This is a genomic window from Sorangium sp. So ce117 (assembly GCF_051524395.1).
GTDB classification, from domain to species: Bacteria; Myxococcota_A; Polyangia; order Polyangiales; family Polyangiaceae; genus Sorangium; species Sorangium cellulosum_B.
The window spans coordinates 3,127,327-3,151,002 of the sequence record NZ_CP150309.1 but is presented as its reverse complement, the minus strand read 5'-3'; the positions used below and the strand labels follow the sequence as shown (position 1 = coordinate 3,151,002).

The following is a 23,676-nucleotide window of genomic DNA, read 5'->3' as shown; positions in this document are numbered from 1 at the left end:
CCCCAGCGGGGCGCCGGCGCCGATCTCTCCTCAGTAGGGCCGCGAGCCGATGGCCGCCGCCGCCTGCTCGCGTTCGAAGATCTGGCCAGGGACGATCGTGCGCTTCGGCACCTTCTCGCCACGCACGATCTTGTCAATCGTATCGAAGAGCAGGGGGCCGTGCAGGGGGTTGCACTCGACCGTCGCGTTCAGCTTCCCCTCCATCATGGCCTCGAACGCCGGCTTCACGGCGTCGATCGATATCACCTGGATATCCTGCCCGGGCTTCAACCCTGCCGCCTGGATGGCCTGGATCGCCCCGAGCGCCATGTCGTCGTTGTGAGCGTAGACGGCGTTGATCTCGCCCTTGTGGGCCGAGAGCAGCGTCTCCATCACGGCCTTTCCCTTGGTGCGCGTGAAGTCACCGCTCTGGCTCGCGATGATCTTCATGTCCGGATGCTTCGCGATGGCCTCGGCGAAGCCGGTCTTGCGCATCACCGCCACGTCCGCCGCCGGCGTGCCCACGAGCTCGATGATCCGCGCGTTGCCGTTCGTCTGCTTTGCGAGCCACTCCCCTGCCCGCCGCCCCTCCCAGACGAAATCCGCGACCATCACCGTCTCGTACAGATCTTCCTCGGCGTCCACGCCCCGGCTCGTGAGCACCACCGGGATCCCGGCGCGCTTGGCCTCTTTCAATGTCGGCTTCCAGCCCACGGATTCTTGCGGCGCGATGACGATGACGTCGACGCCCTTGGTGATGAACCCGTTGACGGCGTTCACCTGGTTGTTGTGCACGTTCTGACCGTCTGCGAAGAGGAGCTGCACGTGGCGCTTCTCCGCTTCCCCCTGGATCGACTTGCTGTGCGCGATCCTCCAGGAGCTCTCGGCGCCCGTCTGCGAGAAGCCGACCACGATCTCGGTCAGCGCCTTCGGCTTCCGCCCCGCGGGATCGGCGCCCGACGCCGGCTTCTGGGCGGCGCGCGTGGCGTCGCTCTCCTCGCGGGAGCAGCCGGCGGCGACGGACGCCGAGCCCAGGATGGCCAGGAACATCCTCCGTGACACGTGGTTTTGTGGGTTCATGTTCTTCAACATAGATCACGCCGCCCCGACGGTTGTCCTCCGGCAGCGTCGCCAGCACCGCCGGATCTTTGAAGGAATCATCTCCGGTGAACAGCACTCGAGATGTCACGACAGCCGCCGAACAAGCGCGGATGCGGTGTTCTCTGGTGGAGCACCCTCGGCTCGATGCCAATCCCCATCGTTCGGCGATCGCCTCCGCGACGACCGAGCGAACGGAGTTGGTGCAAAAATCGATCAGACGAAGAAGGCCTCGGTACGCGTGGCGGCCCGAGCAAGGCGCAGCGACAAGGATACTCCTCGGCAGCAATGTGAACGATCACATGGGCAGCGTCAATTCCAATCGACCGGTCCGCAAGGTCCCCGAGCCCGAGGGAGCGCGAGGCTGGCGGGGCTCCTCCGGAGCGCCGCGGCAAGAGGCGCGGGCGCGTTACCGCGATCGCCCCTCTTGACGCGACGCTCCGGAGGAGACCTGTCTGCCATCGGGGCGCGAGGACGGTCGCTGGCGGCCGTTTCGAGTTGACATCGGGCATGTGAACGCTCACACGACGTCTTCGGAGCGCGACGCTGCTGCCTGGGGAGCAGCAGATCAGCAACTCCGCTGCTCGAGGCGCAGAGCGACAACTGTGCTTGCCAAGGCGAGAGGAGGAGAGTAATCCACACGCCAAACGCAGGAGGAACAGATGTCACGAGCTACAGCCACGTTGAAGACCCGGGATGGCCAGACCGAAGCGTCTGTCTTCCGCCCCGACGCTGGCAAAGGTCCCTGGCCCGCGGTGCTCGTGTACCAGGACGGCCGCGGCATACAGCCCGCTCTTTCGAGCTGGGTCCCCTCCGATTCAGCGGTGTACAACCAGGCCGCCTCCGAGCGCCACTACCAGACATTGCTCGCGCTGTTCGACGCGACGCTCAGGTCGGCACCTCCGAAGAGCTGAACGCTGAACCCCGAAGGCCGACGACGAGCGTGGTGTTCTCCAAGGCGTTTTTCGACCTGCAGTTCTCGTTCGCGGAGAAGGTGCGGGCCTTGTCGGGGATGTCGCTGGGAAGCGCCCTCTTCGAGTACACGAACCTCTATGTCCGGTTCGGCCTCGGGCGCGAGTTCGACGCGCAAAACGAGGCGTGGCAGGCCTATGTAGCCGGCCTGGCGGGCGCAGAAGGCGGGGAAGCGGGCCGCGAGTGGACGTACCGTTTCTATCTGAAGGATCCCGAGGCGACGACCGCGCCGCCCGTCGTCGCGACCTGTGGATGTTTTTCCTACGCCCTGTCGAGCGTCGATCGCGCTCGTTTGCACTTCCGGAACGCGGAGACGGACGGCAGCTCGCCTCTCGGCGCCGCGCGGGTCGAGCGGCGGCGGGCTGACCTGTCGGCGCTCGTCGAGCACATGAAACGAACGGCGAGCGAGGTCAACCTGGTGACCGGCGGCTCGTGGCTCTACAACCTCGACGCGTACCGCCGACTGTTCCCGCCGGCGTACGGCTCGTCCGCTCGCGTGGTTCCCGGCCGATACCAGAGCATGACGCTCTGGGGTCAGTTCCTTGATCATCACGGCCAGGTCAAGGAATCCATGACCCGTCCATTCCTGAGGTCTCTTGCGCAGCGCACGAGCCTCGATCGCCTGGAGGAGTGCTTCCCCTTCCAGGTGCTCGCAGTCCACGCTCCAGCGCAGGAGTTCTACGATTTCTACGGGGTCTAACGCGGGGAGCAGGTCCCCGGCGTGGCGCCAGGCCGGGCGCCTCGGGCTGTCGACAGGTGTTCGCCGTGCACCCACCCCGCGCAGCGCGGCACGTCGACATCACCCACGACCTCGGCGGCGATCCCAGCGGCGCGCGCCTGCTGCTCCTCGGCGCGCCCCGGCGCGCCTTGGCACAGAACGCACCACGCGCAGCCACGTAAGCACATGAAATCACTCGTCTCTAGCCCCGGTACGCGCCGTGCATCGAGGCATCCCCGGCCGCGTCCGACGTCGGCGCGTGACGACCCTGGCGGCCGAGGAGATCCACATGCACACCTGTTTCCGCTTCGCTTTCATGGTGGGAGGCCTTCTCGCGCTGGGAGCGTGCTCGGGCGGATCGAGCTCAGCAGAGGGCGGTGACGGGGAGATCCCCGGGAGGGGCGCCGGCGCTGACCCAGGCGTCGACCCCGACACGAGCTTCGGCTCAGGCGCTGCTGTCGGCTCAGCCGCTTCGGGAGGTGTGTCGGATGAAAGCGGTCCTCCGAGCGGAGGCTCCCCCGGCGGAAGCCTGGGCACAGGAGGCGGCGGAGGCGCAGGCGGCGGAGGCGGCGGAGGCGGAGCAGGCGGCGGAGCCAGCATCGATCCTGGCACGCTCACCGCGGGCGTCTGGGACGACAATCGCAACTTCGACTTCTTCCTCTCGTACCGGAGCACGCTCTCTTCGCAGCCGCTCCCGGGCGTCTTGCCCTTCACCGAGGCCGATCACCAGGCCGCGCACAGCCTCTTCGCGGCGCCTCCAGGGAAAAAGGAGACGCTCGACGTCTCGCTCGTCATCGACACGACCGGTAGCATGAGCGACGAGATCACGTATCTCCAGACGGAGTTCATCGCGCTCTCCGACTCCATCTTCGCCAGGTACCCGAACGCCGAGCAGCGCTGGTCGCTCGTCGTGTACAAGGACACCGAGGACGACTACATCGTCCGGTGGTTCGACTTCCGCTCCGATCCCGACGAGTTCCAGGAGAAGCTCGCCGAGCAGGCAGCCGGCGGCGGCGGCGACTTCCCGGAGGCGCCGGACATGGCGCTCTCCAAGGCGGCCGACCTCTCCTGGCGCACGGGCGGCGACACCGCGCGCCTCGCCTTCTGGGTCGCGGACGCGCCCCACCACAACGAGAACGCCGCGGCGATGGCGAGCGGGATACGAGCCCTGAAGGACCTCGGGGTGGCTGTCTATCCCGTCGCGTCGAGCGGCGTGGATGAGCTCACCGAGCTCAGCATGCGCTCTGCCGCGCAGCTCACGGGCGGCCGATACCTCTTCCTGACGGACGACTCCGGGGTTGGCGGGGCGCACAAGGAGCCGACGATCCCCTGCTATTTCGTCACAAAGCTCGATCGCGCGATCCTGCGCATGGTCGACATCGCGCTCTCCGGCGTCTACCGTGAGCCGGACCCGTCCGAGATCCTTCGCACCGGCGGTGATCCCCAGGACGGCGCGTGCCAGCTCGCGTCAGGCGGCGAGGTGCTCGTGTTCTGATCGGACCGCCGCTCGTCGCCCCCGCTGGCCCATGGCCGTTCCTCTCACGCCTGCAGCACGCGCAGCGACCCGCGCACCACCCCGTAGCTGCCCTCGGCCCGCAGCCCGCGCGCGACCTCGGCCGGCGCCACCTCCCCGGCGAGCAGCCGCCGGTACGCCTCCACCACCCGCCGCGCCCCCTCGGCGTCCTCCCGCACCAGCTCGATCCGGAACCGCCGCACGCCGCAGCTCGCGAGCCTCGGCACGAGGTGCGCCGCGCTCTGCGGCGCCGCGTGGAACACCGTGTTCCGACACCCCACGTCCGCCTCGAGCGGGTGATCCATGCCCGCCCGGTCCCGCAGCGACAGCGCGTGATGGTCGCACGGGCGGCCGCAGGTGAGGTGATCCTTGCCCTCGGACAGCGTCGCCGCGATCACGCAGTGCTCCATGTGGAAGAGCGGCATCGGGTGGTGCACAACCACCTCGGCGAACGGCCCGAACGGCGAGTCGAGCAGCGACTCGAGCTGGGCGGCGTCGAGGTCGAACGACGGCGTGAACGCGGCGAGCCCCCGCGAGAGCACCTCGCGCGCGGCCAGCTTGTTCGTGACGTTCAGCGAGAAATCGCCGATCCGGGGCACGCCCGACGTTTCGTCGAGCAGCGCGCCGAGGCCGCGGACCAGGATCGCCGCCGGCCCGAGCGAGAGCAGGTAGCGGTCGATCTTCTCCTCGCCCGGCTTGCGGATCCGCGGGGGCGCCACCCCGACGGAGGCCCCGGCCGCCATCAGCTCGCGCGCCGCGGCGCCGAGGCCGACCATCTCCAGGAAATCGAGGTAGACGCCGCTCGCGCCGGCGTCGAGCGCCGCCCGCGCCTGCGCCACGTTGCGGCACAGCACGAAGAGGCCCGGCGCCGGCGGCGGCGCGTCCGGCGGAGCGACCCCGGCGACGAGCCCCTCGGCCGAGAGCGGCGCCGACGGATGGGGGCGGTGCGACGCCTCGATCAGCGCCGCGACGAGCGCCCGGCGGGCGCGGTTGAGCGCCGACGGCGGCACGAGCGCGGGCCCGTCGAGCGACAGGCCGACGCCGCGCAGGGAAAACGGCGTGTCGCCCAGCCGATCCAGCTGCTTCCGCAGCGTGGCCTCGTCGAGCGGCGATCGATCGGCGCGGCCGAGCGGGGTGTCGAGCTCGACCGAGGCCGACGCCCCGCCCTCCGTCGCCGCCGAGAGCCGCGGGCGCTCGCCGACGCGGCCCTCGAGGCGGACGTCGATCGCCACCCGGCGCTGGGCGCGGTCGAGCGCCTCGCGGACCGCGCGCGCACCGGCAGGGTCGCTCGTGCGAAAGACCCGGCGCCCGTGCAGCCCCCGCGCGCCGCTCAGCACGTCCTCCGGCAGCGGCCGGTCCGGGCCGAGCCAGACCTCGACGTCGCCCCCCGCGGGCGCGCGCTCGACCTCGCGGCCAGCCGCCCACAGGCCCCAGATGCGGCCGCCGATCTCGCCCTCGCCGGCGAACCCGCCCTCCACGAGGATGCCCTCGCCGCGCGCGAGCGGCCGGGCGGCGCGGACGACCACGACCTCGTGGCCGCGCCGGCGCGCGGCGCCGCGCGCCTCGCCGACCTCGATGCCGCGGTGATCACAGGTGCGGCCGTCGACGAGGCGCTGGTGGTCGACGCCGCGCAGGAAGCCGGGGCCCGAGCCCCGCGAGAACGTCTGGAGCGCCGCCTCGCGCTCCGCGGGCCCCGGACCCGCCCCCTCGCCGAGCGCCGCGTCGATCGCGGCGCGGTAGAGCCGCGCGGTCGCGCCGACGTACTCCGGGCCCTTGAGGCGCCCCTCGATCTTCACCGAGGCGACGCCCAGCGCGACGAGGTCGGGGATGACGTCGGTGGCGTCGAGATCCTCCGGCGACAGGAGGTAGGCCGCGTCGCCGAGGTCGCGCAGCGCGCCGTCGACGACGAGGCGGTACGGCAGGCGGCAGGCCTGGGCGCAGGCGCCGCGGTTGGCGCTGCGGCCGCCGATGGCCTCGCTCGTCAGGCACTGCCCCGAGTAGGCGATGCAGAGCGCGCCGTGGACGAAGACCTCGAGCTCGACGTCGGTCGCCCGGCGGATGGCGGCGATGTCGTCGAGCGAGAGCTCCCGGGCGAGGATGACGCGCGCGGCGCCGAGCGATCGCGCGAGCTCGACGCCGGCCGCGTCGGTGCAGGTCATCTGCGTGGAGGCGTGGATCGGGAGCCCGGGCGCGAGCGCCCGCGCGAGGCGCATCACCCCGAGGTCCTGGACGATGACCGCGTCGACGCCGGCCGCGGCGCACGCCTCGATCGCGCCGCGGACCGCCGGGAGCTCGTCGTCGAACACCAGCGTGTTCAGGGTGACGTAGCCCTTCACGCCGTGGGCGTGGAGGAAGCGCACCGCCTCCTCGAGCTCCGCCGCGTCGAAGTTCGCGGCCCGCGCGCGGGCGTTGAAGGGCGACGCCGCGCCGCCGCCCGCGGCGCCCCCCCGGAGGCCGAAGTAGACGGCATCGGCCCCGCCGCGCACGGCGGCTTCCATGGCGGCGCGATCACCGGCGGGAGCGAGGACTTCAGGGCGCGCGGGCCGCGACATGCGGGCGGTTCTAGCAAGGGGTGGCGCGGTTGTCGCTCTCTAGCTGGGGCTGGGGCGCGGGCCAGCACTACCGAAGAGCCTGCCGGACGGCGCGCCTTGACCTCGCTTCGCGACGTGAGGCACGATCGTGGAGCGGCCTACCCGGCCGAGGTGCCGTCGGGTCGCCGGCCGGCGCAGCGAGGCCTCGACGACAGGGTCGGATGAGCGGAGCGGCCACGTCAGCCATCAACCACCAGCGCGGAGCCCGGGAGCCGAACGTCGGAGAGGCGCTCGCGTTCTCCGCCGGCCCGCGAGCGTCGACGGCGCGTGCCGCAGGGGGATCTCGATGAACAGACACGGATTTCGCTTCGGGCGCGCGCTCTCGAGGGCCGCGCTCTGGCTGCCTGCCGCGCTCCTCTCGGCGGCCCCGGCGTGCGGCGGCGACGACGACGCTCCGGCGCCGCGCTGCGAGGCTCCCTACTCGGTCTGCGGCGGGGCCTGCGTGGCGCTGCACGCCGATCCGGAGCACTGCGGCGCGTGCGGCCAGGAATGTCGGGCCGGGGAGGCGTGCGTGAAGGGCGCCTGCGAGCCGCTGGGGACCGGCGGCGGCGGTGACGGTGGCGGCGGAGGTGGCGGCGGTGACGGTGGTGGCGGCGACGGGCCATCCGAGTGCCGCGAGGGCCGCTACGTGAAGCGCTGCGGCGACGAGTGCGTCGACACGCGCACCGATCCGGACCATTGCGGCAAGTGCGGCGCGCCGTGCCCACCGGGCCGCGCGTGCTCCGGATCCGTCTGCCGGCAGGCCTGCCTCCCGGGCCTCACCGACTGCGCCGGCAGCTGCGTGGATCTCGCGGCAGATCCGCAGCACTGCGGCCGGTGCGATCGCGCCTGCGACCCCGGGCGCCCCTGCGAGGGCGGCACCTGCGCGTGCAGCGCGGAGCCCTCCCAGGACATCGGCTCCGCCGTCCCGCAGCGGGTGAGCGGCACGACGACCGGCGCCGACGACGGCCGCTGGCTGACCTGCTCGGGGCCTGGCGCGGCCGATCAGGCGTTCCTGTTCACGGCGCCTCACGCGGGGACATACCTGTTCGACACCTTCGAGGCCCCGTACGACACGGCGCTCGGCGCGCTGCGGGCGGACACGTGCGAGGAGCTGGCCTGCAACGACAACGCGGGGAGCGTCCAGTCGCAGATCTCCGTCGATCTCGCCGAGGGCGAGCGCATCCTCGTCGTGGTGAGCGGCGCGCGCGGCGCGCAGGGCGACTTCACGCTCCGCGTGGCCGAGCCCGGGCCGGTCCAGTGCGCGCCGACCGCCCTCGATCCCGTCGTCCCGCAGACGGTGACGGGCACGACCGTCTTGCGCGAGGACACGGTGTCCGCCGACTGCGACATCAGCGCGACCCCGGACGCCACGTACACCTTCACGGCCCCGTCGGACGGCACGTACGTGTTCAGCGGGCGCGCCCCGTCGGACCTGATCGTCGAGCTCCGCGACGGCGGCGCGTGCACGGGCCGCTCGCTCTACTGCCGCTACGGCGCCGGCGAGTCGAACGCGTTCGCGACGCTCGAGGCCGGTCAGACGGTGCTCGTCGCGGTGGCGGATCCGGCCGGCCCGCTGGCGAGCTTCACGCTGGAGATCGTCGAGGCCCCTCCGTGCCCGGGCGTCCAGATCGGCGCGACCCTGCCGCAGACGGTGACCGGGAACAACGAGCACCTCCGCAACCTGATCTCGGCCTGCGCGACCTTCTCGACCGGGGGCGAGGCGACCTACGGCTTCACCGCGCCGCGCGAGGGCATCTACACGTTCGACGCGAGCGGCTCGAGCTTCCCCGTCCTCATGGAGGCGCGCCGCGCCTCGTGCGCCGGCGATCTCGTCGCGTGCGTCGACGGCCTGTTCGAGCCGGCGCTCATCACGCTCTCGCTCGCGGCCGGCGAGACGGTCATCCTCGTTGTGGACACCGCGGGCCCGACGGGCGACTACCGGCTCGAGGTCGACGAGGTGCAGTGCCCGCTCATCGATCTCGGCCGGATGGTGCCGCAGACGGTCACGGGCACGACCGCGGATCTCGCGGATCACCTCGCGCCGGACTGCGCCTCTCGCGGGGCCCCCGAGGCGACCTATCGCTTCACCGCCCCGGCCGACGCGCTCTACATCTTCGACACGGAGGGCTCGGCGCTCGATACGGTCCTGGACGTGCTGAAGGGCTCGTGCTCTGGCCCCTCGCTCAGGTGCAATGACAACGTGGACCCCGCGGGGGTCGTCACCCACTCGCGGGCGAGCCTGTTCCTCTCCGCCGGCCAGACGGTGATCGTCTCCGTGGACAGCGTGTCGGCGAGCGGCGATTACACGCTCAACATCACCCAGCGGGAGGCGCCGCCGTGCCCTCTCTTCGCGCTCGACGCCGTGGTCCCGCAGTCGGTCACGGGCAGCACCGAGGGCTATCCCGATCTCCTGGCGCCCTCCTGCGCCACGGTGCCCGGCGGCGAGGCGACGTACAGCTTCACCGCGCCTGTAGATGGCTTCTACCGCATGAACACCGTGGGTTCCACGGTCGATACAATCCTGTCCGTGCGCGACGGCGGGTGCAAAGGCGACGAGATGGCCTGCGTCAAGGATAGCAGGGACTCGAGCAAGCTCGTGTGGCTCGACGCCGGCCAGACCGCCCTGATCAGCGTCGACAGCCACGGCGCGGAGGGCGACTACATGCTCAACGTGGACCTCTTCGACGGCACCGGCACGTGCGATAAGCCCATCGAGCTCGCGCCCCTCGCCTCCCAGACCGCGACGGGGACGACCAAGGGGAGCCTCGCCAAGGTGGACGCGAGCTGCGGCGGCATCGACGCGCCTGAGGTGGTCTATCTGTTCACCGCGCCGGAGGCGGGGACGTACACGATCGACACGGTCGGCTCCGACTACGACACCGTGCTCGCCGTCTTCGACGGGAACTGCTACGGCGAGGAGATCGCGTGCAGCGACGACGTGCACGGGGAGGACCTGCACCTGTTCACGTCGGAGGTGACGGTGTCGCTCGACGCAGGGCAGACCATCGTCATCGCGGTCGACGGCGCGTTCGAGGAATCCGGCGTCTACGAGCTCAACATCCATCCGTAACCGCGCACTGCGCACCGCGCACCGCCGCCGTCGAGCGGCGCGGAGCGCCTGGCATCGTCGGTGCAGGTCAACTACCTTGGGGCCATGATCAGCGGCGTGGTGGAGCCGGTCCGGCTCGGGAAGACGGCGCTTCCAGACGGCCGGCGGCTGGGCTGGGCGGAGTGGGGACCGGAGGACGGCATCCCCGTGCTGCTCTGCCCCGGCGGCGCCACGGGCCGGTCGATGGGGTTCGGGGGTGACGTCGTCGATGGGCTCGGCGTGCGGCTGATCTCCGTGGATCGCCCGGGGCTCGGGGCGTCGGACCAGGCCCCGGGCCGCACGCTCGGCGACTGGGCGCAGGACATACGGCGCTTCCTCGAGGCGCGGCAGCTGTCCGGCGTGGCGGCCGTCGGGTTCTCGGCGGGCGCGCCGTTCGCCCTGGCCTGCGCCGCGGCCGGCGTCGTGGCGGGCGTGGCCGTGGTCGCGGGGACCGATGAGCTGGCGAATCCGGTGTTCGCCGATGCGCTGGCGCAGGACGTGCGGCGGCTCGTGGAGCTGGTGGCGACCGACGCTGGGCGCGCGGAGGCGTTCTTCGCCGGGTTCAGCGCCGAGGCGATGTGGGGCTTCGTCATCTCGACGCTCGCGAACGTCGACCGCGCGGTGTACACCGCCCCGGTGTTCGAGCGCGCTTACCGGCGCGCGATGGATGAGGCGTTCTCGCAGGGGCCGGCCGGCTACGCGCGCGACACGGTGCTCACGATGAGCCCGTGGCCGTTCGATCCGGCGAGCATCCGCGCGCCGGTCGACCTGTGGTACGGCGCGCGGGACACGAGCGCTGTGCACTCGCCGGACTTCGGGGCGTCGCTCGCCGGGCGGCTGAGCGCGGCAGAGCGGCGCGTGCTCCCGGAGGCGGGAGGGTCGCTGCTGTGGACGCATGCGGAGGAGATCCTGCGCTCGCTGCTCGGGCGCACGCGCGGGCGGTGAGCCCCTGGCGACGATCGGAGATGACCCTGGCCGCGGTGGCGGTCGCTGCCGGCGGCGGAAGCGGCCAGGGTCAGAGGGCGGTCAGTAGAAGCACACCTCGAGCGAGGGGCGGTCGGTCACAATGCCGTGCTCGCTCGAACGGTAGCTGGTGAGCGCCGTCAGGTCCTCCTCCAGGAGCAGACCGTGGTTCGGGTGCACGCCGTCGACCCACGCCTGGACGAGCGCTGTCAGGTCGACGGTCGCGACGCCCGACGACGCCCCGACGAACGTCGCCTCGACAGCCGGCTCGAAGCCGTCGGCGAAGCCGCTCCAGGTGACCGTGGACTCCTCCCAGGCGCCGTTGACGCGGTGCACCCGGATCTCGCCCGTGCCGGAGCTGTAGAGCGTCGTGCTGAACGTGGCCGACTCGACCGTGGCGCCGTACGGGATGGAGTCGAGCGCGAAGCGATACAGCGCGTTCTTCTCCGCGCCGCTGCTCAGCCCCGTGTGGAGGTAGGGTGAGCCGCCCTCGTTGTAGCTCGGGTACAGCGCCCAGATCGTCGCGTCCGCCACCTGGCCGTGGACGCCCCGCCGGATCGTCACGCAGGTTACATCGCAATAGCCGTCGCCGTCCGCGTCGGGGCAGCCGACGGTGCAGTCGGCGTCGCAGCCGTCGCCGCCGTCGGTGTTGCCGTCGTCGCACTCCTCGCCGTCGTCGACGATGCCGTCGCCGCAGACAGGCGCGTCGGCGACGCTCGCATAAGCGAAGACGAACGTGTTCGGCTCCCCGAGCTCCGGTCCGCCGGAGGTGTTCGGCTGGCCGAACGAGTAAGCCTCGGCCGCGACGGCGGCCAGGGCGCTCCGGGCGTCGTCCTCGGTGCCGGCGGCGCCGTAGAACGTCTTGAAGACCTTGCTCTCGCCGGGCGCGAGCTCGCCGAAGTCAAAGTCGAAGAGCGCGCCGTGATCGGTCGGGCCCGCGTCGGTCACCGGGCCAGGCTGATAGCTACTGAACGAGAACGGGTTGGCGCTGTTGAATCCATTGGTGTCCGTGCGGAACAGCTCCGAGGCCGTCCCCATGTCGATGGTCACGTACTCGTCGAACGGCGTGGGATAGGCGTCCCAGTCCATGACGCGCCGGTAACGCAGATCCACCGGATCCGGGCTGATGTTGTCGATGGTCACGACCACCTCGTAGAGCCAGGGCGTCAGCGCCGACGGGCGGTAGTCGTGCGTGACGATGAACGTCGAGCCCACCTGGACCGTGGAGACAGCGGTGCTCCCCGTGGACGAGAAGCCCAGGACCGTCATGTTCACGGCGCCGCCGTCCCGGGACACGTTCGCGTAACCGGTCACCCCGGAGGTGGCGTCGCCGACGCCCCACCCTTCGGCCTGCGCGCCCGGCTCGACCGACGGGTTGGTCGTGGGGAGGTAACGCAGCCCCAGGTACCCGAAGCCCAGAGGATCCCCGGGGAACGGGTGGTTCAGGTGGCCCTCGCAGTTGACGCCGAGCTGGACGTTGCCGTTGTCGATGATCGCGCCGCAGGGATCGCAGGCGTCGCCGTCGCCGTCACCGTCGCTGTCCGCCTGGTCGGGGTTGTAGCTGAACGGGCAGCTGTCATTCCCGTCGCAGAGCCCATCTCCATCGCTGTCGTACGCCCCCGATCCTGCGCAGGAGTCGCAGGCGTCGCCCACGCCGTCGCCGTCGCTGTCCGCCTGGTCGGGGTTGGTGTTGTCCACGCAGTTGTCCGCCGAGTCGCAGGTCCCGTCGGAGTCCCAGTCGGATTCCCCGGCGGCGTAGCAGGCGTCGCACGCGTCGCCTCGGCCGTTCCAGTCGCTGTCTTCCTGGTCGGGGTTCGGCGTCTCCGCGCAGTTGTCGCAGACGTCGCCCACGCCGTCCTCGTCGGCGTCGCTCTGATCCGGGTTAAAGAAGTAATAGCAGTTGTCCGCGCCGTCGCAGAGCCCATCGCCGTCGCTGTCGTACAATCCCGATCCTGCGCAGTAGTCGCAGACGTCGCCGATGCCATCGCTGTCCGCGTCGCTCTGGTCCGGGTTGTAGTAGTAGTGGCAGTTGTCTGTCCCATCGCAGGAGCCATCACCGTCGCTGTCGTACGACCCCGATCCTGCGCAGTAGTCGCAGACGTCGCCGCGCCCGTCGCCGTCGCTGTCCGCCTGGTCGGGGTTGGTGTAGCCCGCGCAGTTGTCTACCGTGTCACAGACTCCGTCGGCATCCCAGTCGGGATCTCCGGAGGCGTAGCAGGCGTCGCACGCGTCGCCTCGGCCGTTCCAGTCGCTGTCTTCCTGGCGGGAGTTCGGCGTCTCCGCGCAGTTGTCGCAGGCGTCGCCCACCCCGTCGCCGTCGGCGTCGCTCTGGTCAGGGTTGGCGGCATAGTAGCAGTTGTCCGCCGAGTCGCAGGCCCCATCGCCATCCGAGTCGGTGCTCCCGGAGGCGTAGCAGGCGTCGCACGCGTCGCCTCGGCCGTTCCAGTCGCTGTCTTCCTGGCCGGGGTTCGGCGCCTCCGCGCAGTTGTCGCAGGCGTCGCCCAGGCCGTCGCCGTCGGCGTCGCTCTGGTCGGGGTTGGAGGCATAGTAGCAGTTGTCCGCCGAGTCGCAGAGCCCATCGCCGTCGCTGTCGTACATCCCCGGGCCCGCGCAGTAGTCGCAGGCGTCCCCGATCCCGTCGCCGTCCGCGTCGCTCTGGTCAGGGTTGTAATAATAGCAGTTGTCTGCACCATCGCAGGAGCCATCGCCGTCGCTGTCGTACGACCCCGATCCTGCGCAGTAGTCGCAGACGTCCCCGATCCCGTCGCCGTCCGCGTCGCTCTGGTCAGGGTTGTAATAATAACAGTTGTCTGCACCATCGCAGGAGCCATCGCCGTCGCTGTCGTACGACCCCGATCCTGCGCAGTAGTCGCAGACGTCGCCGATGCCATCGCTGTCCGTGTCGCGCTGGTCAGGGTTGTAATAGGTGAAGCAGTTGTCTGCGCCATCGCAGGCGCCATCACCATCGCTGTCGTACGCCCCTGATCCTGCGCAGGAATCGCAGACGTCGCCGGTCCCGTCGCCGTCGCTGTCCGCCTGGTCGGGGTTGGAGGCATAATAGCAGTTGTCCACCGTGTCGCAGACCCCGTCGCCATCCGAGTCGAAAACCCCGGAGGCGTAGCAGGCGTCGCACGCGTCGCCTCGGCCGTTCCAGTCGCTGTCTTCCTGGCCGGGGTTCGGCGTCTCCGCGCAGTTATCGCAGACGTCGCCCACCCCGTCGCCGTCGCTGTCCGCCTGGTCGGCGTTGGAGGCATAATAGCAGTTGTCCACCGTGTCGCAGACCCCGTCGCCATCCGAGTCGAAAACCCCGGAGGCGTAGCAGGCGTCGCACGCGTCGCCTCGGCCGTTCCAGTCGCTGTCTTCCTGGCGGGGGTTCGGCGTCTCCGCGCAGTTGTCGCAGACGTCGCCCACCCGGTCGCCGTCGCCGTCGCTCTGGTCCGGGTTGTACGCGTAGTAGCAGTTGTCCGCGTCGTTGCAGGCGCCATCACCGTCGCTGTCAGACACCCCCGGCCCCGCGCAGTAATCGCAGGCATCACCCACGCCGTCGCCGTCGGCGTCGCTCTGGTCCGGGTTGTAGTAGTAGCAATTGTCTGCCCCATCGCAGGCGCCATCACCGTCGCTGTCGTACGAACCCGATCCTGCGCAGTAGTCGCAGGCGTCGCCGGTCCCGTCGCCGTCGCTGTCCGCCTGGTCGGGGTTGGTATAGCCCACGCAGTTGTCGGCCGTGTCACAGACCCCGTCGGCGTCCCAGTCGGTGCTCCCGGCGGCGTAGCAGGCATCGCACGCATCGCCGCGGCCGTTCCAATCGCCGTCTTCCTGGCCGGGGTTCGGCGCCTCCGCGCAGTTGTCGCAGACGTCGCCCGCGCCGTCGCCGTCGCCGTCGCTCTGATCCGGGTTGTAGGCGTAGAGGCAGTTGTCCGCGCGGTCGCAGCGCCCATCGCCGTCGCTGTCAGACACCCCCGGCCCCTCGCAGCCGTCGCAGGCATCGCCCACGCCATCGCCGTCGCCGTCGCTCTGGTCCGGGTTGTAGTAGTAGCAGTTGTCCGCGCCATCGCAGAGCCCATCGCCGTCGCTGTCATACCCCCCGGGCCCCGCGCAGGCGTCACAGGCGTCGCCGAACCCGTCGCCATCCACATCGCCCTGATCCGGGTTGGCGGTCGCGCGGCAGTTGTCGCATCCCTGGCCCGCGCCCACCGCGAGGCCGTCGCCATCCACGTCCGCACGCCCCACGGAGCCGACGTTGAAGGTGTAGCTGCCGCAGAGCTCCCGATCGGCGCAGCTCGGGTTGGCGTTGGCCGGGTCGCCGTCGAACAGGCACGCTGACGCCGCCCCCTCGTCCGACGCGACGTCGACGCGCACGTGGCCCCACGCCACGGTATCGTCACCGACCGTCTCGACCTGGAAGTCGTTACAGCTCGCGGGGTTGTAGAGCTCGAGCAACGCCGGATCGGTGATGCTCACCTGGAGCGGCGTGCTGTTGCAGCCGCAGTCGTTCGAGCTGGGTACGGTGTCGAGCAGCGCGCCGTTCATGTACAGCGCGAAGCTGTTCACGCCGCAGTCCGCGTGGCCGATGGTGTACGTGATCGCGGTGGTGGCCGCGTGCGCCGCATCGGGCAGCAGCACGCAGCCGAGTAACAAGCCAAGCGTACGGAATAACAAGAAGCCAATTTTGCCGCGACGGCGCATGGTTCCTCCTGGGTCTCGGGGCGCTCGCACCGGAGCGCACGGGGGCAAGGTGCAGATCCGATCGCCCGGCAAACACGCCTATCACAGGTGCCGTCACAGCGACGATGACAAACGATTACAGCCGTCGACGGCGCCAGCGCGTCGCAAAGGCGCCTTGACGACGGCCGTCCCGCACATTCGTGACCACGGCGCATCCAGGGCACCGCGTGCCGGCGCATCACCTCCTCCAGGGATCTACGCAGACACGGGCGATATCGACTTCGTGCTGCGGGGTTGACAGCGGACTACACATGCGGCGGCGCGAGGCTCGCGCTCGGGACGGGAGCTCCGAGCGGAGCCCGGCCCCCTGCGACCCGATCCCGGCCTTCGTGTCGAGCGGGGCGACTTTCTCCGTCGCGAGTCGCGCGCGGAACATCCTGCGCGCGCCGCTGTCCCGCCGGTCCATGCCTCGTTCCGTGGCCCGGTTCTTCGTCCTCGCGTACGCCATCACATGGCTCTGCCAGCTGCCCCTGCTGCTCCAGCAGTGGGGCGCCGACATTCCTCCCGGCGTCGCCATGGCGCCGCTCGTGCTCGGCGCTGTCGGCCCCTCGCTCGCGGCCGTGGTGTGCGCCTGGAAGGAGGGTGGCCGAGCGGGGCTCTCGGGGCTCCTGTCACCCCACCCCGCCCCTGCGGGCTGGGGCTACGCGCCGCTCGCGCTGTGCATGCCGGCGGCGCTGCACCTCCTCGGCCTCGCGCTGCTGGCGCTCGCCGGCGGGAGCCTTCCGGCGACGCTCCTATATACGCCTGTCACACCGGAACACCGCGGTATCGCCGTGCTCGCCCCGCTGGGGGAGGAGCTGGGATGGCGCGGCTATGCCCTCCGGCGGCTCCTTCCGGCGCAGGGACCCGTGCGCGCCAGCCTCGTCCTCGGCGTCGCGTGGACCTTCTGGCACCTGCCCGCCCTGTGTCTGCCGGGCGTCCCCTGGTGGTCGTCGGCGCTCAGCCTCGTGTTCATCACGTCGCTCAGCGTGCTGATGACGGCGCTGCACCTCCGATCCGGCGGCAGCGTGCTCGTCGCGTGCGCTGCGCACCTCGGCATCCACCTCGACAACGTTTCCCGGGCGCACATGTCCGGCGACGGCGCCGCGCCGCTCCTGGTCACGACGATCGTCGCGCTCGTGGCCGCGGTCGTCACCGCTCGGGGGATGCAGATGCAGGCACGAGGCGCCGTATCGCGAGCCGACGGAGAGCGTCAGTTGTCGCTGAAATCACCATAAAGATCTCCTCGAGGGGCGTCCGCCTTCATGAGGTCCAGGAGCGCGGGCCAGAACGCCGCCTCCGCGTCGATGCCGGCGTCTCCGATCGCCGCCGCGTCGGCCGCGAAGCGCTCGAGCGCGGGCTCCAGGGTGGCAATCGCCGCGGCGGGGTCCGAGCCGTACGCTTGCGCCGCGTCGTGCATCGCTTGCACGAGGAGCGCGAGCGCCACCGTCTTGTCGACGCTCGCCTGCGGCATCACCACGCCGCGCTCGTCGAGCGCCTCGCCGTCATAACGCGCCGAGAGGGAGCTCGTGACCGGCTCTCCCGAGCGGTCGACGTAACTGAGCGCGACCTCCACCGCCGACCCGGCGATCTCCTCCGGCGACGCCGGCGTGAGGGACAGGAGCAGCGCCCCCTTGCGCTTGCTGAGGAACACGCTCGCCACGTCGAGCGAGGCGATCGACGTCGCGCCGGCCTCCCCTGTGGGGAAGCCATACGCGTGGGTGAGAGAGAGGCCCGGCGAAGGGGTCGCGACGAGGCTGAGATCATGGGCGATCGGCGTCGCCATCCACGGCCAGTTGTCTTCCATGAAGAGCCCTACCTCGTCGGCGTTCATCAGGCTGAAGGCGTTGGCTCCGCGCAGGTGCGACATCCGGTTCATGACCTCGACGCCGAGCCCCAGGCCCAGGCCGAAGACGGTGATCCCGATGCCGTCTTCCGCGCCCTCCGCGACCAGGCGCTCGAACTCGCTGCCGCCGGTGGCTCCCACGTTCGGCTGAACGTCGGTGAAGAGCATGACGCGGACCTCGTCGGCCGTGCCCTTCGCCTCGCGCGCGAGCTCGTACGCCCGAATGAGGCCTGCCTCCATGTTGGTGGAGCCGTTCTCCGAGAGCTCGTCGATGGTCTCCTTGATCTCGGGGTCGTCCCCTTGCGTCCAGTCGAGCGGCGTGCTGACCGACGAGCCATACGTGACGAGCGCGAAGCGGTCGTTCGCGTCGAGGCTGCTCGCCACGTTCCCGAGGAGTGAGTGGGCGATCGCCGCGGGCATCCCGCCTTCGCCATCGCCGTAGCCCCACGACATCGAGCCGGATACGTCGACCGTCGCGACGATCGCCATCGACGGCCGCTTGAACGTCTCGGGATCGATCGTCGACGACATGCCGACCTGCACCCACGCGGCGCTCTCGCCCTGCGCGTCCGGGGCGATCCCCATTGCGGCGCGCACGCAGAGGAGCGTCGCGCACGGCGCGCCCTCGAGCGGCAAATCGTGCTCCGAGAACATCGCCTCGACGACGAACGCCTCGGCCGGCGGCACCCTGCCGTTCTCGACGAGGCCCCGTGCGAGGCCCATATCCTTCACGCCCCCCGGCGTCGCGCCGAACTCGCCGGAGCCGTCGAAAGAGCCCACGTCGCTCGCGCCGATTTCTGCGCAGCCGACCATCACGATGCCCGACGCGACCGTCATGATGAAGCCAAAGAATCGGTTCATGCCATCCCTCCTTCGAACGTCGGGCGGACAGGTTCGCGCAGGATCGCGACACGTCCTCGCCCCGCGTCCTGCCGCGCAGCGTGCAGCTTCAGTGCCAACGCCGCGACGCAGGCTTCGTCTGGTTCGGGCGCGCATCGAGGCGCCATTCCGGCACGATGCATGACAGCGGCGTCAGAGCGCAGGCGCGCTCCGGTGAGCCACCCCTCGCGACGACCGCGCCGGCTCAAGCACCCTGAATCCATCGGACTCACGCGGTTGCGGAGCCGGGCGCCGCCCAGGTCAGGCTGTGGGTGACTTCAGATTCTCCGAGGCGGTGTCTGACAGCCTGCTCCGCGCTTCGGCGCCATCGGCTCGATCGGGGCCTCGCGCTCCTAACAGCGCCATCATTCCAGCGCTGGGGCTTGCCAGTCCACCCAGTCCGCCATGCTGAGTGAGCCGCCCGAGCCCACGACGAATTCCCCGGGCGCTTCGCCCTCGTGCTTCAGAAATCTGGCGATATTCTTGGCGAGGAGATCGGTGTATTCGTTCTTGTAAGAGCAATGCGCCGTCTCGGCGACCTTCGAGTGGTAACTGACATTCTTCTCGACGCCCAGCGCCTTGTAGACCTCTGCTCCGGCCGCCGTCGCCGTATGACCGGCGGGGGCGCCCATCTGAGCCTGGTGCGGGTTCTCGAGGACGAGCAGGCCGCGCGGCGCCATCATCGCGATCAGGGCGTGGGTGTCGATCGGGAGCTTGACGGCGTTCGAGGCATTGTTCTTGAACACGAATGGCTCGAAATTGTTGCTGAGCCAGTTCAGCCCGAAGTAGTTGTGGTCCGTCCGCTCCTTGCCCAGCACGTCGGCGATGCGGTAGGCCGGGACTCCGGCGGTGCTCGTCTCGTGGGGGATCGTCAAGGCGATCCGATCATCGAAGGCGCCGATGGCAAAGGCCCCCTTGCCGTTGCGCGAGCACCCCGTGACGCCGATCCCGGTCGGATCGATGATGTCGCCCCCCGACGCCTGGAGGACGTCGAGGATCCGACTGGCGCCCCAGGCCCATGCCATCAAGAGACCCGCGGAGTGATCGCCGCCGTAGATATCATAGAACTTCCCCGGGTTCGGCTTTCCCCTGGATTGCTCCGCGGTGCCCTCCCTGCCGATCTCATTGTGGTTGTAGTAGATGACGGCGACGCCTTGATCCAGGATGCGGCTCTCACCTAGCGTGATGCCGCCGAACCCGCCTTTCCCGCCCACGTTGATGATCGCGGGGAAGGGCGCTTCCCCCTTCGAGGGCAGCACGATGTCGGCGCTGAAGTCGATCTTCTTGCCCTGGGCCTCCACATGCACAGAGACCTTGCTCTCGGTGACGGTGCCGGTCACCACGTCAGGCGTCGGCTTCTCGCCGTAGATGTACTTCTCGGCCTGCTTGCGTATCTCCTGCCTCCGGCAGCGCCATTCTGCTCTGGTGGAAACACTGGTTCCGTCGAGCTTCGTGAACGGGTCGGGCAACCTGGAGATCTTGGGTAGAGCGCTTGCTTCCGGCAGCGCAGCAACTTCGCAATCGGCGCTCTCGTTCTCGACAGGGGTTTCGTCCGGACCCGTACCCGAGCTGGAGCTCGACGTCGCGCCGACGCCCGAGCTGGAGTTCGACGTCGCGTCGCTGCCCGAGCTGGAGCTCGACGTCGCGCCGACGCCCGAGCTGGAGCTCGACGTCGTCTCGCCACTGCTGGTCGCGCCCTCGCCGCCAGAGCCGCCCGCACCTCCTTGCCCGGACAGGTTCGGCTCGGGCTGCCCGCAGGCAGCGGCTGTGAGGCAAAGACCGAGGGCAACGCGGGCGGTTCGAGCGGCAAGCGTTCGCATGGATGGACCTCCTGGAGCGAGCATGATCAACGTTCATCGGTTGGATCTACACTCACCGGAACGGCAGATGGTATCGCGGCGCAATAAGACGTCCGTGCGCGCTTTCATGTCAAGAACAAGGTGGTGCAACTATTCGGCTCACCGCGCAATGGGACGGCGGTCGATCTGAGTCGGTGAGCCCCGGTCGAATGACAGGCACCGGAAGATTCAGTGAGAATAGCCGACTTCAGCCCAGATGAAGGGCCGCACGGTTGAAGTTCGTCCCAGCGTTGACGACCACGACCACGTTCAAGTTCAGGTAAACGTTCATGTTCACGTTCACATCGGTGTTCACCATGTCGCGCCGGTCTTCCACGGCGACACGGTCTACGGAGAGAGCACAGTGCTCGCAAAGGAGCTCGTCCGCGAAGGCGACGCGACGGGGATCGTCTCGTTCGAGACGCGGGGCTACAAGCAGGACGGCACGCTCGTCATCACGTTTCGTCCCCGGGTCGCGATCCGGAGAGCTGCCTACGCCGCCCATGAGCCCGCCCGGCGCGGTCCTCGAGCACTGGCCGCACGGTCGGGCAGAGCGATCATCGGCTGTTCTGTCTGATCACGCTCAGCAGCTTCCACGACTCGACGATCAGCGGGGCGGCCGCGCTACGTCGTGGCGGCGAGCGCCCGCGCCTGCGCGAACAGGTCCGGGCGCGCCCGGTCGTGAGACCAGCCCTCGGGGTACGAGGCCACCGCCGAGGGGCGACCGCGCACGCGGCGCTCGTAGGCGTCGAGCGCCGGATGACCGGCGAGCGACAGCCCGCGCCGCTGCATGTAGGCGAGCACCGGGTAGAACGCGCAGTCGGCGAGCGTGAAGGCGTCCGACGCGATGAACCGTGTCTTCTGGGCCCGCGCGTCCCACAGCGCGAGCTCCCGCTCCACGCCCGAGAGCGCGCCCAGGATGGCGGCTCGCCGGTCCCGCGACACGGCCTCCGGGCCGGCCTCGAAGAGGCTCTCCAGCGGATCGTAGACACACGCCGTGGCCTCGGACTCCTGCGCGAAGGCGAGCGCGCGGGCGAGCGCCCCGGGCTCGGCGAGCGGCGGGAGGAGCGGCGGGTCGGGATACCGCTGCTCGAGGTACGTCAGGATCGCCAGGGACTCGTTCATGGCGGTGCCGTCGGGCTCCACGAGCACCGGGGCCTGGCCCCGCGGGTTGAGGGCCAGGAACTCCGGGGTGCGCGTCTCGCGGGGCTCCCGCATCACGCGGAGGCGGCGCGCCTCGAAGGCGAGGCCCTTCTCGTGAGCCGCCATCAGGACGCGCCAGCTCGAGATCGAGCCGTTCACGAAGTACACCGTGCGCTGAGCGCTCATCGGTCGCCCCCGGGCTCGTGCGACGCGCGGAGCGTGCGAAAGTTGAGCGCCTCGAAGCCCGGGCGGTACGCGGCGACATCGAAGGTGGGGTCGACGTTCTCGGCGCGGAAGAGCTGCAACATCCGCTCTGCCTCGCCGCGCTCCGCCGCCTCGCGCTCCGGCTCGGGGACCGCGGCTCGGGCTCGGGCGCGCGCCTCGGCCTCGGGGCGATCGGACGCGGGCGCGCCGACGCCCCAGACAGCGCCGGTCGCCGGATCGTGAAACGTGCCGATGTGCCGGAACGTGAGCGAGATGCGCGATGGCGACGTCGGGCCGCCGCCCTCGCCCTCCGTGTCCCCCTCCTGCCGGATGGCGTGATAGAAACGGCGGTTCGTCTCCAGGTCCATGACGAGCAGCGAGCCGTGCGGCAGAGGGACCTTCTGTACAGCACTCCCGTCCTCGGCGCGCTTGGGCCGGAGCACCATGGTGCGCTGTCGTCCGAGCGAGACATTGACGATGAACGACGGGCGCACGAGGTCGAGCGTCTTGTCGGAGTGCTCGCTGATCCAGTCGCGTCCCGTGCGGTAGAGCTGGAGCAGGCAATGGTTGAGCGGGTGTCCGACGCGGCGCTCGACCTCCCTGCGAATGCTGTCGACGGCGGGGGTGAAGGGGCAGAGCTCGGGCTGCTCGTCGACCGGGTGGCGATAGAGCGGCATGGCGCCGTCGGGCGAGCGCTCGCCCTGGATCGCGACCAGGCGGGGCACCTCCCCTCCGCGGTGGCGCATCGTCGTCCAGGCGACCTCGCGCTCGACAGCGGCGAAGGCGCCGGCGTCCCCGGCGAGGCGCTCGTCGAGGGCGCCGCACCACAGCGCCGTCTCGCCCGCGCCGATGCCGGCGATGTGCACCGGCCCGGGTCCGTCCGAGAGCAGGTCGGCCCAGCTGCGGCGCCGGCCGCCGAGGCCCTCGATCTCGCGCAGCGCCACGGCGTGTTTGCCCGCGGTCCCCGCTGCGGTCGCGTCCCCGAGGATGTCGACGTCATAGCCGAGCCCGCGCGCGTCGCGGGCGGCGGCGAGGACACACACGTTGGTCGCGACGCCGCACAGGACCACGGCGGTCACGCCCGCCTGCGCCAGCCGGGCGTGCAGCTCGGTCTCACGGAACGCCGAATACCAGCGCTTCTCGACATGCCATTCCGCGGTCCCCGCGGGGCGCTCGGCGCGCACCGGGACCAGAGCCGGGAACAGCTCGGCGCCCCACGTGCCGCGGGCGCAGCACGCGCTGCCGGTGTGCGTCTGCCCGCGGAGCGCGTCCGGCGCCGCGTCGATCTCGCCGTAGACCGACGTCACCCACACCACGACCCGCCCCTGCGCGCGCGCCGCGCGCGCGAGCCAGGCCACGGTCTGCGCGAGCTGGTGCGGATCGCAGTGGCGCTTCGAGAACGCGCCTCCCTCCGCGAGGAAGTCGTTCTGCATGTCGATGATCAGCAGCGCCGTGCGCGCAGGATCCTGGGAGGGCGCCCGAGCTCTCACGTCCATCGTGTCCTGGTACCACCGGCCGGTCGCTCGGCCAAGCTCCGGGGCCGCGACGCGGGGCGCCGAACAGAGCACGCCAGGCCGAGCTCACCCAGGATACCGAGGTTCCAGCGTCGAACAGGGTAGCGTGGGCCTCCATGACGATCGAAGAGGTCGAAGCTGGGACTCGACAGCTCGTCGAGAGAGCCAACGACACGGATGTCGTGGTCTTCGCGAGGCGCGAGGCGGGTTTTGCAGCAGATACGGCGCTGGCTTGGCGCTTGCTTCAGCTCGCGCCCGAGCTCTAGAGCGACGGTCACCCGCTTCGGATACGGGCCCACCTCGACGTTTTCGGTGCTCAGCGCACCAGAGTGCGCTTGCGCGCCGAAAACGCCGATCTGGGCCCGTCTCCTGTGCGGGTGACCGCCGCTCTGATCGGCATGTAGTAGAGGCGGGCGGAAACCGGTGTAGGATGAGGAAGTGGTGAAAACCCGACGGCGGCGCACCTCGCGAAGGGGGGTCTTCTGGCACGTGCAGTGCCTCGGCTTGATCATGAGCGCGCGGGCGTTCGCTCAGGCCCCCGACTCCAGCGCCATGGAGCCCGCCCCCGCGCCCCCTGCACCGGCACAGCCCGCGGCCGCGCCGCCTCCACCGCCGCAGCCCGCGCCCGCGGAAGCTCCGCCGCC

15 protein-coding genes are annotated in these 23,676 nt (G+C 70.4%); 8 read left to right on the top strand and 7 right to left on the bottom strand.

The features are described from left to right. Nucleotides 1-30: 30 nt before the first annotated feature. The gene (locus WMF46_RS11985; protein ID WP_437985737.1) at nucleotides 31-1,059 is read right to left on the bottom strand and encodes an ABC transporter substrate-binding protein; all 1,029 of its coding nucleotides are present in this window, start codon (nucleotides 1,057-1,059) and stop codon (nucleotides 31-33) included. A gap of 680 nt (nucleotides 1,060-1,739) precedes the next feature. Here WMF46_RS11985 and WMF46_RS11980 point away from each other — a divergent pair. From WMF46_RS11980 to WMF46_RS11970, 3 genes are all read left to right on the top strand, one after another. Further along, a complete protein-coding gene (locus tag WMF46_RS11980; RefSeq protein ID WP_437985736.1) occupies nucleotides 1,740-1,991 on the top strand; it encodes a hypothetical protein in 252 nt (83 codons plus the stop codon). A gap of 29 nt (nucleotides 1,992-2,020) precedes the next feature. Continuing rightward, a complete protein-coding gene (locus tag WMF46_RS11975; protein ID WP_437985735.1) occupies nucleotides 2,021-2,749 on the top strand; it encodes a hypothetical protein in 729 nt (242 codons plus the stop codon). A 499-nt stretch (nucleotides 2,750-3,248) separates the two neighbouring features. Next, nucleotides 3,249-4,262 carry a vWA domain-containing protein gene (locus tag WMF46_RS11970; protein WP_437985734.1) on the top strand — a complete coding sequence of 338 codons (1,014 nt, stop codon included), beginning with the start codon at nucleotides 3,249-3,251 and terminating at the stop codon, nucleotides 4,260-4,262. Nucleotides 4,263-4,306: 44 nt separating this feature from the next. Here the strand turns inward: WMF46_RS11970 and WMF46_RS11965 are convergent, their stop codons facing one another. Continuing rightward, nucleotides 4,307-6,778, bottom strand: coding sequence for a DUF3656 domain-containing U32 family peptidase (locus WMF46_RS11965; RefSeq protein ID WP_437985733.1), 2,472 nt, complete (start codon nucleotides 6,776-6,778; stop codon nucleotides 4,307-4,309). Nucleotides 6,779-7,157: 379 nt separating this feature from the next. On the opposite strand from WMF46_RS11965, the gene WMF46_RS11960 reads away from it, so the two are divergent. After that, the gene (locus WMF46_RS11960) at nucleotides 7,158-9,923 is read left to right on the top strand and encodes an MXAN_6577-like cysteine-rich protein (protein ID WP_437985732.1); all 2,766 of its coding nucleotides are present in this window, start codon (nucleotides 7,158-7,160) and stop codon (nucleotides 9,921-9,923) included. An 84-nt stretch (nucleotides 9,924-10,007) separates the two neighbouring features. Then, the gene (locus WMF46_RS11955) at nucleotides 10,008-10,886 is read left to right on the top strand and encodes an alpha/beta fold hydrolase (RefSeq protein WP_437985731.1); all 879 of its coding nucleotides are present in this window, start codon (nucleotides 10,008-10,010) and stop codon (nucleotides 10,884-10,886) included. An 81-nt stretch (nucleotides 10,887-10,967) separates the two neighbouring features. Here WMF46_RS11955 and WMF46_RS11950 read toward each other — a convergent pair whose 3' ends face one another. Continuing rightward, nucleotides 10,968-15,527 (bottom strand): thrombospondin type 3 repeat-containing protein, encoded by a 4,560-nt coding sequence (locus WMF46_RS11950; RefSeq protein WP_437985730.1) that lies wholly within the window; start codon nucleotides 15,525-15,527, stop codon nucleotides 10,968-10,970. 506 nt (nucleotides 15,528-16,033) lie between these two features. On the opposite strand from WMF46_RS11950, the gene WMF46_RS11945 reads away from it, so the two are divergent. After that, entirely contained in the window at nucleotides 16,034-16,846 is an 813-nt protein-coding gene (locus tag WMF46_RS11945) for a CPBP family intramembrane glutamic endopeptidase (RefSeq protein WP_437985729.1), read from the top strand. On the opposite strand, the gene WMF46_RS11940 is transcribed toward WMF46_RS11945, so the two are convergent. Continuing rightward, nucleotides 16,822-18,315 (bottom strand): vWA domain-containing protein, encoded by a 1,494-nt coding sequence (locus tag WMF46_RS11940; protein ID WP_437985728.1) that lies wholly within the window; start codon nucleotides 18,313-18,315, stop codon nucleotides 16,822-16,824. The genes WMF46_RS11945 and WMF46_RS11940 overlap by 25 nt on opposite strands. 383 nt (nucleotides 18,316-18,698) lie before the next feature. Further along, on the bottom strand, nucleotides 18,699-20,153 hold the full coding sequence (locus WMF46_RS11935; protein ID WP_437985727.1) for a glucuronyl esterase domain-containing protein: 1,455 nt from the start codon (nucleotides 20,151-20,153) through the stop codon (nucleotides 18,699-18,701). A gap of 235 nt (nucleotides 20,154-20,388) precedes the next feature. Between WMF46_RS11935 and WMF46_RS11930 the strand changes: the two genes are divergently transcribed. After that, a complete protein-coding gene (locus WMF46_RS11930) occupies nucleotides 20,389-20,748 on the top strand; it encodes a hypothetical protein (protein ID WP_437985726.1) in 360 nt (119 codons plus the stop codon). 47 nt (nucleotides 20,749-20,795) lie between these two features. Here WMF46_RS11930 and WMF46_RS11925 read toward each other — a convergent pair whose 3' ends face one another. Together WMF46_RS11925 and WMF46_RS11920 are read right to left on the bottom strand one after the other, a co-directional pair. Further along, on the bottom strand, nucleotides 20,796-21,500 hold the full coding sequence (locus WMF46_RS11925; RefSeq protein WP_437985725.1) for a glutathione S-transferase family protein: 705 nt from the start codon (nucleotides 21,498-21,500) through the stop codon (nucleotides 20,796-20,798). Next, nucleotides 21,497-23,014, bottom strand: a complete 1,518-nt coding sequence (locus WMF46_RS11920) for an isochorismatase family protein (protein ID WP_437985724.1) — start codon at nucleotides 23,012-23,014, stop codon at nucleotides 21,497-21,499. Before WMF46_RS11920 ends, WMF46_RS11925 begins: the two co-directional genes overlap by 4 nt. A 134-nt stretch (nucleotides 23,015-23,148) precedes the next feature. Between WMF46_RS11920 and WMF46_RS11915 the strand changes: the two genes are divergently transcribed. Beyond that, the gene (locus tag WMF46_RS11915; RefSeq protein ID WP_437985723.1) at nucleotides 23,149-23,298 is read left to right on the top strand and encodes a hypothetical protein; all 150 of its coding nucleotides are present in this window, start codon (nucleotides 23,149-23,151) and stop codon (nucleotides 23,296-23,298) included. The last annotated feature ends 378 nt before the right edge of the window (nucleotides 23,299-23,676 follow it).